The sequence below is a fragment of the Enterococcus sp. AZ095a genome (assembly GCF_050546735.1).
Lineage (GTDB): Bacteria > Bacillota > Bacilli > Lactobacillales > Enterococcaceae > Enterococcus_D > Enterococcus_D entomosocium.
This window is the reverse complement of record NZ_CP172953.1, coordinates 2,908,035-2,922,755: the sequence shown is the minus strand read 5'-3', so window position 1 is coordinate 2,922,755 and position 14,721 is coordinate 2,908,035. Positions and strand designations below refer to the sequence as shown.

Sequence of the window (14,721 nt, the reverse complement as noted above, 5' to 3'; positions counted from 1 at the left end):
AGCAAATGCAATGGGGGTTTCGATGGTACGGGGAAGGGGATACGATCCCGTTAACGAATATTCGACAAATTCCAGGAATGCACGGCATTGTAGGAACACTTCTGAATAAAATGCCCGGAGATGTCTGGGAGATTTCCGAAATCAACGCACTAAAAGCATCAATTGAAAAAGAGCATCTTTCGCTATTAGGGATTGAGAGTGTCGCGATCCACGATGCGATCAAAGCTGGAACAGAGGAACGGGATCACTACATCGATCAATATATTCAAACGATTCGGAATTTAGCAGCTTGTGATGTACATATGATCTGCTATAGCTTCAAACCGATCTTCGGCTGGGCAAAAACAAACCTATTTTATCAAAACGAGGATGGCAGCTTCTCCTTGCTCTATGATCAAGCCGTTGTGGATGATATGGAACCTAGTGAGATGTATACGCTAATCCATAGCCAATCAAAAGGCTTTAAATTGCCAGGCTGGGAAGAAGAACGACTGAAAAAGTTCCAGCGTTTGATGGCAACTTATGAAGGGGTCACTCAAGAGATCCTCTTTGATAACTTAAGCTATTTCTTAAAGCGGATCATTCCTGTGTGTGAAGAAGTAGATGTGAAAATGGCGATCCATCCGGACGATCCACCTTGGGAAATTTTTGGTTTGCCACGGATCACCAAAAATTTAGAGGACTTGAAAAAAATCATGGCCATCGTGGATTCGCCTTATAATGGGGTGACGTTGTGCACCGGTTCGTTAGGTGCCGATCCAGAAAACGACATGGTGGAGATCGTTCATGGCTTAAAAGGCCGCATCAACTTTGTTCATTTTCGCAATGTGTTGTTTATGGGGGAACGCAAATTTAAAGAATCTGCCCATCTTTCCACTGAAGGATCGTTAGATATGTATGCCATTATGAAAGCCTTGGTTGAGGTCGGTTTTGATGGTGTCATCCGTCCTGATCACGGGCGGACGATCTGGGGGGAAGTGGCGATGCCAGGCTATGGTCTGTATGATCGCGCGATTGGTATCAGTTATCTTCAAGGGCTTCATGAAGCCGTCTTGAAAGAGCAAATGCAATCGAGGGGAACGAAGGGAGGAGAGAGTGTATGACACTCTATGAACAATTGGCAAAAACAAGGGTGTTGCCCCTTTACACGGCAACAGACCTTACCTATTTGCCAGTAGTAGAATCACTGCTGATTGAGCATGAACTGTATTTTATTGAAGTGACCTTCCGCAGTGCCCTTGCTTTAGAAGCGATTGAAAAACTCTCTCAATCGGGCAAATTGATCGTAGGCGCAGGCACGGTCCGCACCTTAGAACAAGCAAAAGCAGCAGTTGAGAAAGGGGCGCGCTTTATTGTTTCCCCTGCTCTTGTACCTGATGTGGTGGAATTTTGTCTTGCCGAAAACATTCCAGTGTTTCCAGGGACAGCTACCCCAAATGACATTCAACGGGCAACGGATTATGGCTTATCAGTTGTGAAATTTTTCCCTGCGGATATCTACGGGGGCTTACCGGCAATCAAAGCCCTCAGCGGTCCGTTTTACGATATTCGATTTGTCCCAACTGGTGGGATCACTCTCGAAAATGTTCAAGACTATTTATCTGATCCGCAAGTATTAGCGGTTGGCGGCTCCTTCATTCTGTCAGAAGCGCTAGTAAAAGAAGGGCGGGAAAAGGCTGACAGCCATTTGGCGCATGTAAAATCATTGCTAAGTTGAGCAGTCAGCTGTAAATAAACAAGATGAAGCAATGGGTGCCAAAGGATTTTGGTACCATTGCTTTTTTATTCGCAGAAAAGCAAAGGAGGCCATAGGATGGAGAAGATAAAACTGGTGATTTTTGATATGGACGGTTTGATGTTTGAAACAGGTCGGTTAGTTTACCGCGCCTATTTAAGAGCCGCGGAGGAGTATGATTTTGAAGTTTGCCAAGATGTTTATTATTACCTGACTGGCAGAACGGAAGCAGATATTCGTAAAGGGATGCAGGAACTTTATGGCAGTACGGTACCAACGGATCGGTGGCGAGAAGCGATGAATCGTCAGAAAGAAGTGATTTTAGCTGAAGAAAAGCGGGTGTTCAAAAAGCCCGGCCTTCTTGAACTATTGGAAGCATTAAAAAAACAAGATTGCTTGATAGCCGTGGCGTCCTCTTCGTCGAAAGAAAAAATCAAGGCGTATTTTGAAATGGAACAGATGCCAGATTGGTTTGATACGGTGGTTTCTGGGGATCAAGTGCGAAAGGGCAAACCTGATCCAGAAATCTTTCTGACAGCATGCCAACAATTAGGCGTAAAGCCTGAAGCAGCCTTGGTATTAGAAGATTCTCTAGCCGGCATAAGAGCCGCAAAACAAGCCAAGATCCCAGCTTTTCTGATTGCGGATGATTTGAGTATTTTGCCAGTCAAGAAAAATGGGAAGTATCCTTTGCTTAAACAGCCAAAACTTGAGCAAGAAGTAGCTGCACAGGTGAAAACTTTTTCTGATCTGACGGAAGTCAGAGACTGGCTAGTCGTGAATCATTTTTCTTGGGCTTGATCGATGTTCCAAGAAGCTTCGATCAAGCAAACGGCATTAAGCAAGAACATACGGTGCTGTAAATCAGGCATAGCGTTGCGGAATCGGTAAAACAACAAAGGTTCATTTTGGCAATTGGTTTTTTCCTGCTCATTTCTCTATGAAGAAGGGGAGCGTTAGAACGTTTTTCACTACTTTCTGGGAACGTGGCAAAAGGCTGACTAGAATAACGAGTAAGATTGTAGCAGCTCACTTTATAGGTAAGTGAAGCTGCTTTTTTGTTTTGCTATTCCTTCAGCAATGAAAAATGAGCATTGTGTGTTAAGCGGTATTCTTTCGGAGTCAGTGAGGTCAAAGCTTTGAAATTTCGATTGAAGGTTCGCACATTTTGAAAGCCAGCCTGTTCTGCTACTTCCGTAATCGGCAAGAGACTATGAGTCAGCAAAAAAGAGGCATGGCGAATTCTTGCTTGATTCAAAAGCCGAGGAAAGGTGCTTTTCAATTTCTCAGTGATCATTCTGGAAACGTAGACGCTACTATAACCGATACTGCTGCTTAGTTTTTCGAGCGTCAGCTCTTCTTTGAAGTGTGACTCGATATAGGCAAGCAGCTGGATCAGGATATCCTCTTGGTTTTTGGCTGGTAGTAAAGTCGTTTGGTGCTCAAAAAGGTAAAGGACTTGATACAGTGCCGATTTTCGTAAATAGAGGGAATCCGTTTCAAATAAAGGATAATACAGCTGATTTGCGACAGACGAATCAATGGTGATAACGGGATCTGACAAAGCGAAATCTTTGGTTTTGGCATAAAAATCTGGAATAAACTCCGGCGAAAAAACCAGAATATGCAGTTGTGATTCCTTAGGGGTTTCGATGGCATGGGTCTGGTAAGGCATGACTAATAACACTTGGCCAGTTGTAAGGACATAGGGACTTTCTTCGATTTTGACAACCGCTTCGCCGTCACTACAAAAAAGCAATTCAAAGGAACGATGAAAATGTTCCATGTAATTAAGCGAGTAGGGATGGTAACTGGAAACGCCTAGGTATTCGCCGAAATGGTATTCTTCTAAAATAGTCACGCGATCTATCCTCCATTTTTTGTCTATCGATGTGTGGAAATCGTCCTGTGAATGATAGCGATTTCATTCTATAATTATGACAGTTCAGCTGAAGAAAGTAAATAGAACAATGATTAGTGAATATTTTTAAAATGAGCTGCAGCAGCAAGTTTCTTTTTTTTGTTAGGTATATTAGTAAAGAAAACTTACTAACTGGATGAAGCTCATTCCTACTGACACTCAGTTGAATCACAAAATGCCAAAAAGGGAAAGAGGAGGAAATTTTTTTGATTACCAATCCGATACTAACAGGCTTTCATCCAGACCCGAGTATTTGTCGTGCAGGAGAAGATTATTACATTGCTACGTCGACCTTTGAATGGTTTCCAGGTGTGCGCATCTTCCATTCGAAGGATTTGAAGAACTGGCGCTTGATCAGTACACCAGTCAATCGTGTCAGTCAGTTGAATATGCTGGGAAACCCAGATTCTGGGGGTGTTTGGGCGCCAAACTTAAGTTACAGTGATGGTCGTTTTTGGTTGATTTATTCAGATGTCAAAACACAATCTAATAGTTGGAAAGATGTGAACAATTATTTGATCACCTGTGAGACCATTGATGGGGATTGGTCAGAACCAATCTATATGAATTCTTCTGGTTTCGATCCCTCGTTATTTCATGACGACGACGGCAAAAAATATTTTTTGAACATGGTTTGGGATTATCGTCCGACAAACCATTCCTTTTATGGGATCGCTCTCCAAGAGTTTGATTGGCAAGCCAAGAAATTGGTGGGGCAGCCCAAAATCATCTTCAAAGGAACAGAGCGCAAATTGACGGAAGCACCGGTTATGTATAAAGTGAACGGCTATTATTATTTATTGACGGCAGAAGGCGGCACCAAGTTTGAACATGCAAGTACCATCGCTCGTGGGACGCACATCGAAGGGCCTTATGAAGTTCATCCTCAAAACCCTCTGATCAGTTCCTGGGGACAGCCAGAGATCCTGCTACAAAAAGCTGGCCATGGTTCATTTGTGAAAACGCAGACCGATGAATGGTATTTTGTTCACTTAACAGGGCGAGCGCTGAAGTATCCAGAAACGCCCCTCTTAGAAAATCGCGGCTATTGCCCGCTCGGACGAGAAACAGCGATCCAGTCTGTTTATTGGGAAAATGATTGGCCGTATATCACAGGCGGAAACTTTCCAAAAGAGGAAGTCCCACAGCCACAGCTGCCCGAACATCCGTGGGAAACAGAATCAGGCTTTGATGATTTTGAAGAGGCGTCGTTGGCACCAGTGTTTCAAACCTTGCGGATTCCTTTTTCTGAGGAAATCGGTAGTTTGACCGCACGACCAGGGTACTTGCGCTTGTATGGGCGAGAGTCGTTCAATTCCTTGTTCCATCAAGCACTGGTGGCAAGAAGATGGAGCGATTTTCGTTTCGAAGCAACGACTGCCGTCGAATTTTCACCGAACTCGTTTCTACAGTTAGCAGGCATGACGAATTACTACAATACACAAAACTGGTCGGCGATCTACATCACTCATGATGAGACGAAAGGCAGAATCATCACTGTATTGACAAGCGAAAAGGGCCAACTGAAGAGTCAAAAAGCACCAGAAGTTGTGATACCAGCCGATGTACAAACAGTCTACTTCAAAACGATCGTTAATTATGCCCACTATCAATACGCGTACTCGTTTGATCAAAAAGAGTGGCAGGTCATCGATCAGCTATTTGACAGCTTGCAATTGTCTGACGACTATGTAGCAGAACATTACGGTGGGTTCTTTACAGGGGCTTTTGTAGGGATGTTTGCGATTGATACGACCGGCAATCGTTTGGCGGCTGATTTTGATTCATTTGACTATCAAAAAATCGAGGAGGAAGAAAGATGAAAAATTGGAAACGGGTCTTACAAACAGTGTCATTGGCGGGCTTAGCAGCTTTTATGCTTAGTGGCTGCGGGAATGGTTCTGGAAACAGCAGCTCAGATAATAGCGCAACGGGAAGTAGTGGCAAGGATGAACTCGTGGTTTGGACCTTTACTTCAGAATTATCAACGATGATCAATGATTACTATTTGCCGGCGCATGACGACTTGGCCTATGACATTCGGATCGTGGAGATTCCTTCTGACCAATTCGAGACCAAGCTCGATCCGATTCTCGGTTCCAAAGATGCACCAGATGTGATTGCTTTAGAATCTGCCTTTGTCAAAAAATATGTGGAATCAGGCATGATGGCAGACCTTGGTTCACTGGGGCTTGATGAAGCCTCAGCAGATACGTATCAATATGTCAAAGACGTAGGGACTTCAAAAGACGGGGTTCTTCATGCCTTGGCTTGGCAAGCTGCTCCTGGCGGGTTTTATTACCGGGCATCGATGGCAGAAGAGCTGCTAGGAATCGATGATCCAGCGGCTGCGCAAGCGGCCTTGTCAGACTATGACAAGTTCTATGAGCAAGCCAAAGCAGTCAAAGAAAAAAGTGGTGGAACCACCTATATGATCTCTAGTGTCCAAGATTTGGCGAAGCCTTTTTATGGTCAACGCGAACATGGCTGGGTTGAAGACGGCAAATTAGTGATCGACGACAGTTTGTATGACTTGTTGGATGTATCACGAAAATTTGTAGAAGAAGGCCTGACACAAGATACAGAAGGACAGTCAGAAGCTTGGTTTGCTGGAATGAATGGCGACAATGTATTCGGTTATAGTTTGCCGACATGGGGGCTGCACTATTGGTTAAAACCAAATGCGACAGCTGCCGATAACTCCAGCTCAACAGAAGGCGACTGGCGCATGATCCAAGGACCTTCGTCGTGGTTCTGGGGCGGCACATGGATCGGTGCTACGGCAAATTCTGAGATGCAAGAAGAAGCTGCGCAATTGGTGGCTTACTTGACCACAGATCAAGCATTTTTAAAACAATGGGCCGAAGATACCGGTGATTTTGTATCAAATGAGCGAGTCGTTGAAGAAATTAAAGGCGAATATGAAGAGGAATTTTTAGGCGGTCAAAACCACTATGCAGAATTTGCCGATATGGTTCAAGACATCAACGCGAAAATTCTGACCGAGTATGACCAGACGATTGAAACCCTCTTTACGGATAGTTGTTTGACACCATATTCAAAAGGTGAAGTGGATCAGGAAACGGCGATCCAAAACTTTAAAGATGCGGTCGTCAATGCTTATCCAGATGTTCAAGTAGATTAGGTGTTGTTGAAACCGGCACCGAAGACGGGGTCGGTTTCAACCTTTTCTAGGTACTATGCGCTGCTTAAATGGCTTGTCTTTACAGGCAGAAGTTGGCAGTAGAAGAAAAAAATCAGGGGGATTACGATGCAGAATAAGAGAAGATTTGAACAGTATCATCGCTATGGGCTATTATTTATCACACCATTTTTTCTAGCATTCTTGGTTTTTCAGCTTTATCCAATTCTCTATACGATTTACCTAAGCTTTACGGATCTAAAAGGGTGGAATCCAGCTGCCAATCTTGTCGGACTGGATAACTATTTTGCGATTTTTCGCAACCCGTTATTTTTAAAATCGATCAGCAATACCTTTATTTTGTGGGGCGTAAACTTTGTCCCTCAAATTGGCTTGGCTCTGTTGCTGGCGGCATGGTTTACCAATATCAAGTTGCGTTTGCGGGGGAAAGGCTTCTTCAAAGTCGCTTTTTACTTACCCAACATCATTACTGCCGCTTCAGTATCAATCTTATTTTTCGTTTTGTTCAGTTTTCCGTTAGGTCCGATCAACCTAGTCTTGCAGCATTTCGGTGTTTTGGACCAGCCCTATGACTTTTTCCGTAGTGAAACGGGCACTCGGCTGATCGTTTCCTTTATCCAATTTTGGATGTGGTATGGTCAGACAACGATCGTTTTGGTTTCGGGCATTTTGAGCATTGATGATGCTCTTTTTGAATCAGCAATGGTCGATGGAGCCAATGATGGTCAAATTTTCCGCAAGATCACGCTGCCTTTGTTAAAACCAATCTTGCTTTATACATTGGTGACGTCTTTGATTGGCGGCTTGCAAATGTTCGACATTCCTTTTTTGCTGACAAACGGCAATCCCAACAATAGTGTCTTAACGATCACGATGTTTATCTACAACCAAGCCTTTACCGGGAGTCGGAATTTCAACGTTGCCGCAACCGCGTCGGTGCTATTATTGGTACTTTCGATCGTATTAAGCACGTTATTGTTTCAATTTTTCAAAGAAAACAGCAAAGTGGGGCGAAAATAAATGGAAAATAGCTATCGAGCAAAACGATTGTTGATCTATGTCTTTTTGGTGTTGCTGACCATCTTAAGTATTCTGCCGTTTTGGGTCGTCTTAGTCAATGCGACCCGTTCAGCAGAACAGATCCAGCAAGGGCTGTCCTTGTGGCCTGGCGGTAATCTCCAATACAACTGGTCCGTCTTAATGGGCAGAGGCTTCAATGTTTTCAATGGATTTAAAAATAGTTTCTTGATTGCGGCTGGCGCTACCGTTCTCAATGTATATTTTTCGGCATTGACAGCTTATGGCGTGATCGCCTATGAGTTTCGTGGCAAGAAAGTCCTGTTTGCTGTCATTCTTGGGCTGATCATGATCCCTCAGCAAATTAGCATGATCGGTTTTTATCAATTTATGAATCGCTTAGGGCTCTTAAATAATTTTCTGCCATTGATTTTACCAGCGATCGCATCACCTGCTACCGTTTTTTTCTTAAAGCAATACTTAGAAACGATCTATCATCCTGATTTGGCAGATTCTGCTCGTTTGGACGGAGCCGGCGAAATCAAAATTTTCCATCGCATCATGTTGCCCTTGATGAAACCGGGCTTAGCCACCATGGCGATTTTCTCGTTCGTGACCTCGTGGAATAATTTCTTGATGCCCTTGATCTTGATCAACGATACGGAAAAGTATACGTTGCCGATGCTGGTCCAATTGCTGAAAACTGATGTTTACCGTACTGAATTTGGCAGTATGTATCTAGGGATCTCATTAAGTATTATTCCTTTATTGCTGATTTACCTGTTTCTATCGAAATACATCGTGGGCGGTGTGACGGCTGGCGGAATCAAAGGATAGCGAGACCTTTTTTCCCAAAAGAAAACGCTGGACTGAGTCTTCAGTCCAGCATTCATTTAATGGATCACACGGGAGAGATCAAGTGCTGCAAAGCGCAAATCGTTGATATTCAAGAAATGTTTCGCCACTAAAACGTTACCGCCAAACAGCGGGGCTTGATCGCCTAATCGGCTGTTTTTGATCTTCGTGTTTTTGGTGAACTGGCTGGTCAATTTTTGTTGCAGCGCCAGTAATAAATCAGGAATTTTGCGATAGACCGAGCTGTTGATATAGACTTCTTCGGGATCAGAAAAAGTGATGACATTGTTTAGCCCAATACTAAGAAACTCAACATTTTGTTGCGCCAATTCGACTGCTGATTTTTCTCCGGCATGATAGGCTTGTGCAAAGGTATCCGAATTAACGAACGCTGTTTTTGTATAGTGACTGTAGGTGTCAAACAAGACTTTGTTCGACGCATATTGCTCTAAGCAGCCTCGATTGCCGCAAGGGCACAAGTTGCCGTGAGGAAAGAGCGTAGAATGGCCAACTTCCCCCGCCATGCCGTGAGTACCGGTTTGTAGCTGCCCATCAACGATGATTCCGACACCGATCCCACTATGGACGCTGACGCTCAGTAAATTCGTGGAATCAGAAGAAAAACAGTACTCGCCTAAAGCCGTCAGATTGGCTTCGTTTTCTATATAGACCGCCGTATTGTATTTTTGGCTCAAAGGGGCGATCAAATCAAAGTGTTCCAAGTCGTAGTAGGGGGCAAAGGTGACCGTCTGATTGTGAACGATGCCGTGGATCGCCAAACAGATTCCTACTAATCCATGAGTGGTTTGCGGCATTTGCGGCCAAAATTCTTTCATCATGGAATCGATCGTCGCCAGTACATTTTCTTTGGTGATCAATTCATGGGAATGATCGGCGGAGGCGATCATCTCGCCATTGATATAAGAAAGCATTCCACGAACATAGTTATAGCCGATGTCAAAGGTAACAGCTAAGCTGCTGCGGTGATTGAATTGCAATTGAATCGGTTTGCGACCACCGATCGAAGTGGAATCCCCAATGCCGACTTCGCGAACGAAGTCCGTGTCGATCAGTTTTTTTGTTATTTGAGAAACAGACGCTTTATTGAGATGGGTCAAATTTGACACTTCCGCTCGTGACACATTTTCATTGTCAATGATCGTCTTCAATACAGCCGCTTCATTTTGTTCGCGTATGCCCATTTTATTGATAATCATGTGTTCTCCTCTTCATAGATGTGATTAGTGTTAGTTTACCGTGCAAATTAATATTGTGCAAGCTGAAGAATAAAGAAAAGACGAAGAATGTAGAAGCAGCAGTTTGAGAACGAAAATCATAGAAAGATTTGTTGAAAGCGCTTGACAGGAATGCGAGAATCGTTTACTATCCAATTAGTTAGTTTTGAATGCTAATTAACCGATTGAGAGGCAATGGTTAACTGCTTCAAACAGAGGAAGGAGAGAAGAGATGGCTTATTTTTTAGGGTTGGATCTAGGAACAAGTGCGTTAAAAGGCTTAGTTTTTGATCAAACCGGGGAACTCCAAGGAACAGCAAGTGTTGACTATCCATTGTCATCCCCTAGACCGGGGTTCAGTGAGCAAGAGCCTGTGCATTGGCAAGAGGCGGCAGATAAGGTAATCAAAACCTTGATCCAGCAGCTTCCAACGTTGCAGAAAGAATTGATCGGCATCAGCTTTTCCGGGCAAATGCATAGTCTTGTTTTATTGGATGAAGAAAACCGAGTCATTCGCCCGGCAATATTATGGAATGACGTTCGAACCACCAAACAATGTCAAGCGATCATGGCATCCTTTGGAGAGGAAATAAAAGAAATCACCAAGAATGTTGCTTTGGAAGGGTTCACCTTACCCAAAATTTTATGGGTCCAAGAACACGAGCCTGAACATTGGCAACAAGTTCGTCACATGATGCTGCCAAAAGACTACTTGGCTTTTTGGCTGACAGGTAACTATTCGATGGATTATTCTGATGCGGCGGGTACGTTACTGCTGGATATCGAAAAGAAGTGCTGGTCTGAAGCCATTCTAGGAAAATTCGCAATCGCATCGGATTTACTGCCGCCGCTTTTTGAATCAGCAGCGCCTGTAGGGCAAATGCGAAAAGAACTGCAAGAAGCCTTTGGCTTTGAACAAGAGGTGACGATCTATGCAGGTGGCGCAGACAATGCCTGTGCTGCATTAGGGTCCGGGATCATCGCCGAAGGTGTCGGCATGGTGTCGATTGGCACTAGCGGTGTGTTCTTATCCTTTGAAGAAGCGCAAGAGGTTGATTATCAAGGCGATCTACACCTTTTCCGTCATGCGATCAAAGACAAGTTGTATTCAATGGGGGTCACTTTAGCCGCTGGAAATTCCTTAAGCTGGTATCGTGATACGTTTGCCCCAAACCAATCGTTTCAGGAATTGCTTTCAGCGATCAGTGAGGTAAAACCGGGGGCAGAAGGCCTGCTGTTTACGCCTTATATCGTGGGCGAACGCACACCACATACCGACAGCCAAATCAGGGGAAGTTTTATTGGTATTGACACACGGCATCGCGAAAAGCATTTCAGTCGTGCCGTCTTAGAAGGGATCACCTTCTCTCTGAAAGATTCCCAAATGATCATGGAAGAACGAGCACAGCGGAAATTCACCCAGATCGTTTCTGTGGGGGGCGGTGCGAAAAATGCCGAATGGCTGCAAATGCAAGCCGATATTTTTAATGCAGAAATGCTGACTTTATCTACTGAACAAGGTCCAGGTATGGGCGCAGCAATGCTGGCAGCAATCGGCAGTGGCATTTATCCAGATGCGGCCGCTTGTGTTAACACCTTTGTCAAATACAGCAAGGCAATTGCACCGATTCCTGAAAATGTCGCCAAATACCAAGAAATCTATGGGATCTACCGGACCGTCTACCAGCAGACCGCGCCTATCTGCCATGCGTTGGCGCAGCTCGAATAGCGTAATGGCAGCAGACAATTTGTTTGATCAAAGCGAGGAATCGTTATTGGTTCTAAATGATTGGAACTAAGTAAGTTAGTTTATTACACTAAAAAACATAAAATGGAGGCAACAACAATGACTTATTTCCCAGAAATCGAAAAAATCCGCTACGAAGGTCCTAAAACAGACAATATGTTTGCATTTCGCCATTACGATGCCGAAGAAGTTGTTTTAGGCAAGAAAATGAAAGATCATCTACGTTTTGCAATTGCCTATTGGCACACCATGACGCAAGATGGTTCCGATCCTTTCGGCGCACCCGTCAACAAACGGACGTGGATCGGTGACACCGAAATGGAAACGGCGAAAAATCGAGTAGAAGCTTTTTTTGAGATTTGCGAAAAATTAGGGGCAGAGTTCTTCTGTTTCCATGATGTTGACGTGGCACCTGCGGGAGAAACGTTAGAAGAATTTTTCCAAAACTTAGACGAAATCACCGATTTGATCAAAGAAAAAATGGAACAAACGGGGATCAAACTCTTATGGAATACAGCAAATATGTTCTCACACCCTCGTTTCAACAACGGCGCTGCTTCCACCAATAATGCGGAAGTTTACGCGTATGCAGCAGCCCAAGTTAAAAAAGGCTTAGATATCTCGAAAAAATTAGGCGGTGAAAACTATGTCTTCTGGGGCGGCCGTGAAGGCTATGAAACCTTGTTGAATACAGACATGAAATTTGAACAAGACAACATCGCCCGTCTATTCAAAATGGCGATCGCTTATGGCGAAAAAATCGGTCATAAACCGCAGTTCTTATTAGAGCCGAAACCAAAAGAACCATCAAAGCACCAATATGATTTTGATGCAGCGACAACGATGGCCTTCATTCAGCACTACGGCTTAGAAGGAGATTTCAAATTAAACCTAGAAGCCAATCATGCAACATTAGCTGGCCATACCTTTGAACATGAAATCGCCGTTGCCCGTAGCTATAACGCATTAGGCTCACTGGATGCCAACCAAGGAGATATGCTGTTAGGATGGGATACGGATGAATTTCCAACCAACGTTTTTGACTCGACACTCGCTTTATACGAAGTCTTAGAAAACGGCGGCATCGCACCGGGAGGAATCAACTTCGATTCTAAAGTCCGTCGTTCGTCATTTGAAATGGAAGATCTGTTGTTAGCCCACATCGCTGGTATGGATACGTATGCCCGAGCGTTAAAAGCAGCAGCGAAACTGAAAGAAGACCGCTTCTTAGACGAGTTGAAGGAAAAACGGTACGCCTCGTTCCAAGAAGGCATCGGAGCGAAGATCGTTGCTGATGAGGAAAACTTAGAAACACTGACAGATTACGCATTGGCGCATGATCAAATCGAATTAGAATCCAGCCACATTGAATATGTGAAATCTCGTTTGAATGATTACCTGTTTTAATAAGAAACGACTGTCGTTCTGAGGAGCGACAGTTTTTTCACCTAAAAAATATCTTTTGGCAATTGTTACGAATCAACCAAATTATGATACGATAAAATGTAACCGATTTAACTCGGTTTAGGAATTGAAGGAGGCAACTTGATGTTTCACACAAACTTAGATCCTTTCCCAGAAAACTTCTTATGGGGGGCGGCTTCGGCGGCCTATCAAATTGAAGGTGCATGGGCAGAAGACGGCAAAGGTCCGTCGATTTGGGATACCTATGCCCAAATTCCCGGCAATACCTTTGAGGAAACCAACGGCAAAGTGGCGATCGATCACTACCATCGATACAAAGAAGATGTTGCCTTGATGAAGCAAATGGGCTTGAAAGCCTATCGCTTCAGCGTGGCGTGGTCGCGAATCGTGCCTGATGGCGAAGGTGCGGTCAATGAAGCTGGTGTGGCGTTTTACGAAAAGCTGGTGGACGAATTGCTTCGGCAAGGAGTAGAACCGATTTTGACGCTGTATCATTGGGATCTTCCTCAGGCTTTGCAAGACAAATACCAAGGATGGGAGGGACGAGAAACAGCAGCGGCATTTGAACGGTATTGCCGAATCCTTTTTGAACGCTTAGGAAAGAAAGTCACCTATTGGGTCACCATGAATGAACAAAATGTCTTCACTTCTCTTGGGTACCGTTGGGCGGCACATCCACCGGGCTTGAAGGACTTAAAACGGATGTATGCAGCCAATCATATCATCAACCTTGCCAATGCAAAGGCAATTAATTTGTTCCATGAGCTGGTTCCACAGGGCAAGATTGGTCCAAGTTTTGGCTATGGTCCGATGTATCCGTTTAGCTGTGACCCAGAAGATGTGCTGGCTGCAGAAAATGGCGAAGCCTTCAACAACGCGTGGTTTTTAGATGTCTATTGCAAAGGCGAATACCCGAAATTTGTCTACAAGCAATTAGCCAAAGTCGGTCTGGCTCCTGAAGTCACTCCAGAAGATCAAGCACTATTAAAACAGGCAAAACCTGACTTCTTAGGGATCAATTACTATCACGGTGGAACGGCCCAACAAAACAATTTGCAAAAGCAGTCAGCTGAAAAGAAAGAATTTTCTAAAGTCGATCCGTATTTGATGCAAGCGGCAGCTGGCGAGTTCTCACCAGAAGAAACCATGTTTGCGACGGCGGAAAATCCCCACTTGAAAAAAACAGATTGGGGCTGGGAGATCGATCCCGTTGGTTTCCGTGTAGCCTTGCGACGTATCCAAGCCAATTATGACTTGCCGATTTTTATTACTGAAAATGGGTTAGGCGCCATCGATCAATTGACAGAAGACAAACAGATCCATGATCCATACCGCATTACCTATTTGCAGGAACATCTGGCGGAACTGCAAAAGGCTATCACGGATGGGGTTGAGCTGATCGGCTATTGTGCTTGGTCCTTTACAGATCTACTAAGTTGGTTGAATGGATACCAAAAACGCTATGGGTTTGTTTATGTCGATCGCGACAATCAAAACGAACGTCAGTTGGCGCGCATCCCGAAGGATAGTTTTTATTGGTATCAAGAGGTGATTCGCACCAATGGGGCAAGTTTGACAAGTGAAACATGATGTAACGAAGGAGTAGCTGAAAATGGAGGTTGG

Annotated in this window: 12 protein-coding genes; 10 read left to right on the top strand and 2 right to left on the bottom strand. The window is 44.2% G+C overall.

Annotation, left to right across the window (positions count from 1 at the left end):
* Positions 1–5: 5 nt before the first annotated feature.
* The 3 genes from uxuA (at position 6) to IGJ26_RS13400 (ending at position 2,536) form a co-directional block, all read left to right on the top strand.
* Complete coding sequence (gene uxuA, locus IGJ26_RS13410) at positions 6–1,103, top strand: mannonate dehydratase (RefSeq protein WP_005234052.1); 1,098 nt, start codon at positions 6–8, stop codon at positions 1,101–1,103.
* Positions 1,100–1,717 carry a bifunctional 4-hydroxy-2-oxoglutarate aldolase/2-dehydro-3-deoxy-phosphogluconate aldolase gene (locus tag IGJ26_RS13405; protein WP_008380585.1) on the top strand — a complete coding sequence of 206 codons (618 nt, stop codon included), beginning with the start codon at positions 1,100–1,102 and terminating at the stop codon, positions 1,715–1,717. Before uxuA ends, IGJ26_RS13405 begins: the two co-directional genes overlap by 4 nt.
* A gap of 96 nt (positions 1,718–1,813) precedes the next feature.
* Positions 1,814–2,536 carry an HAD family hydrolase gene (locus IGJ26_RS13400; RefSeq protein ID WP_429976723.1) on the top strand — a complete coding sequence of 241 codons (723 nt, stop codon included), beginning with the start codon at positions 1,814–1,816 and terminating at the stop codon, positions 2,534–2,536.
* Positions 2,537–2,801: 265 nt separating this feature from the next.
* Here the strand turns inward: IGJ26_RS13400 and IGJ26_RS13395 are convergent, their stop codons facing one another.
* The gene (locus IGJ26_RS13395; RefSeq protein WP_008380589.1) at positions 2,802–3,596 is read right to left on the bottom strand and encodes an AraC family transcriptional regulator; all 795 of its coding nucleotides are present in this window, start codon (positions 3,594–3,596) and stop codon (positions 2,802–2,804) included.
* A gap of 266 nt (positions 3,597–3,862) precedes the next feature.
* Here IGJ26_RS13395 and IGJ26_RS13390 point away from each other — a divergent pair, with 266 nt between their 5' ends.
* The 4 genes from IGJ26_RS13390 to IGJ26_RS13375 all read left to right on the top strand — a co-directional run bounded on the left by IGJ26_RS13390 (position 3,863) and on the right by IGJ26_RS13375 (position 8,673).
* Positions 3,863–5,479 (top strand): glycoside hydrolase family 43 protein, encoded by a 1,617-nt coding sequence (locus IGJ26_RS13390; protein ID WP_008380592.1) that lies wholly within the window; start codon positions 3,863–3,865, stop codon positions 5,477–5,479.
* Positions 5,476–6,801: an ABC transporter substrate-binding protein gene (locus tag IGJ26_RS13385; RefSeq protein WP_008380593.1), complete on the top strand. Its 1,326-nt coding sequence runs from the start codon at positions 5,476–5,478 to the stop codon at positions 6,799–6,801. The genes IGJ26_RS13390 and IGJ26_RS13385 overlap by 4 nt, the downstream gene beginning before the upstream one ends.
* Before the next feature lie 126 nt (positions 6,802–6,927).
* Entirely contained in the window at positions 6,928–7,839 is a 912-nt protein-coding gene (locus tag IGJ26_RS13380; protein ID WP_194199229.1) for a carbohydrate ABC transporter permease, read from the top strand.
* Positions 7,840–8,673: a carbohydrate ABC transporter permease gene (locus IGJ26_RS13375; RefSeq protein WP_005228444.1), complete on the top strand. Its 834-nt coding sequence runs from the start codon at positions 7,840–7,842 to the stop codon at positions 8,671–8,673.
* 56 nt (positions 8,674–8,729) lie between these two features.
* On the opposite strand, the gene IGJ26_RS13370 is transcribed toward IGJ26_RS13375, so the two are convergent.
* Complete coding sequence (locus tag IGJ26_RS13370; protein ID WP_016612770.1) at positions 8,730–9,908, bottom strand: ROK family protein; 1,179 nt, start codon at positions 9,906–9,908, stop codon at positions 8,730–8,732.
* A gap of 250 nt (positions 9,909–10,158) precedes the next feature.
* Here IGJ26_RS13370 and xylB point away from each other — a divergent pair, with 250 nt between their 5' ends.
* The 3 genes from xylB (at position 10,159) to IGJ26_RS13355 (ending at position 14,688) form a co-directional block, all read left to right on the top strand.
* On the top strand, positions 10,159–11,655 hold the full coding sequence (xylB, locus tag IGJ26_RS13365; RefSeq protein ID WP_194199230.1) for a xylulokinase: 1,497 nt from the start codon (positions 10,159–10,161) through the stop codon (positions 11,653–11,655).
* Positions 11,656–11,772: 117 nt separating this feature from the next.
* On the top strand, positions 11,773–13,080 hold the full coding sequence (gene xylA, locus IGJ26_RS13360; RefSeq protein ID WP_008380597.1) for a xylose isomerase: 1,308 nt from the start codon (positions 11,773–11,775) through the stop codon (positions 13,078–13,080).
* 141 nt (positions 13,081–13,221) lie between these two features.
* Positions 13,222–14,688 carry a glycoside hydrolase family 1 protein gene (locus IGJ26_RS13355; protein WP_061053207.1) on the top strand — a complete coding sequence of 489 codons (1,467 nt, stop codon included), beginning with the start codon at positions 13,222–13,224 and terminating at the stop codon, positions 14,686–14,688.
* Positions 14,689–14,721: the final 33 nt, after the last annotated feature.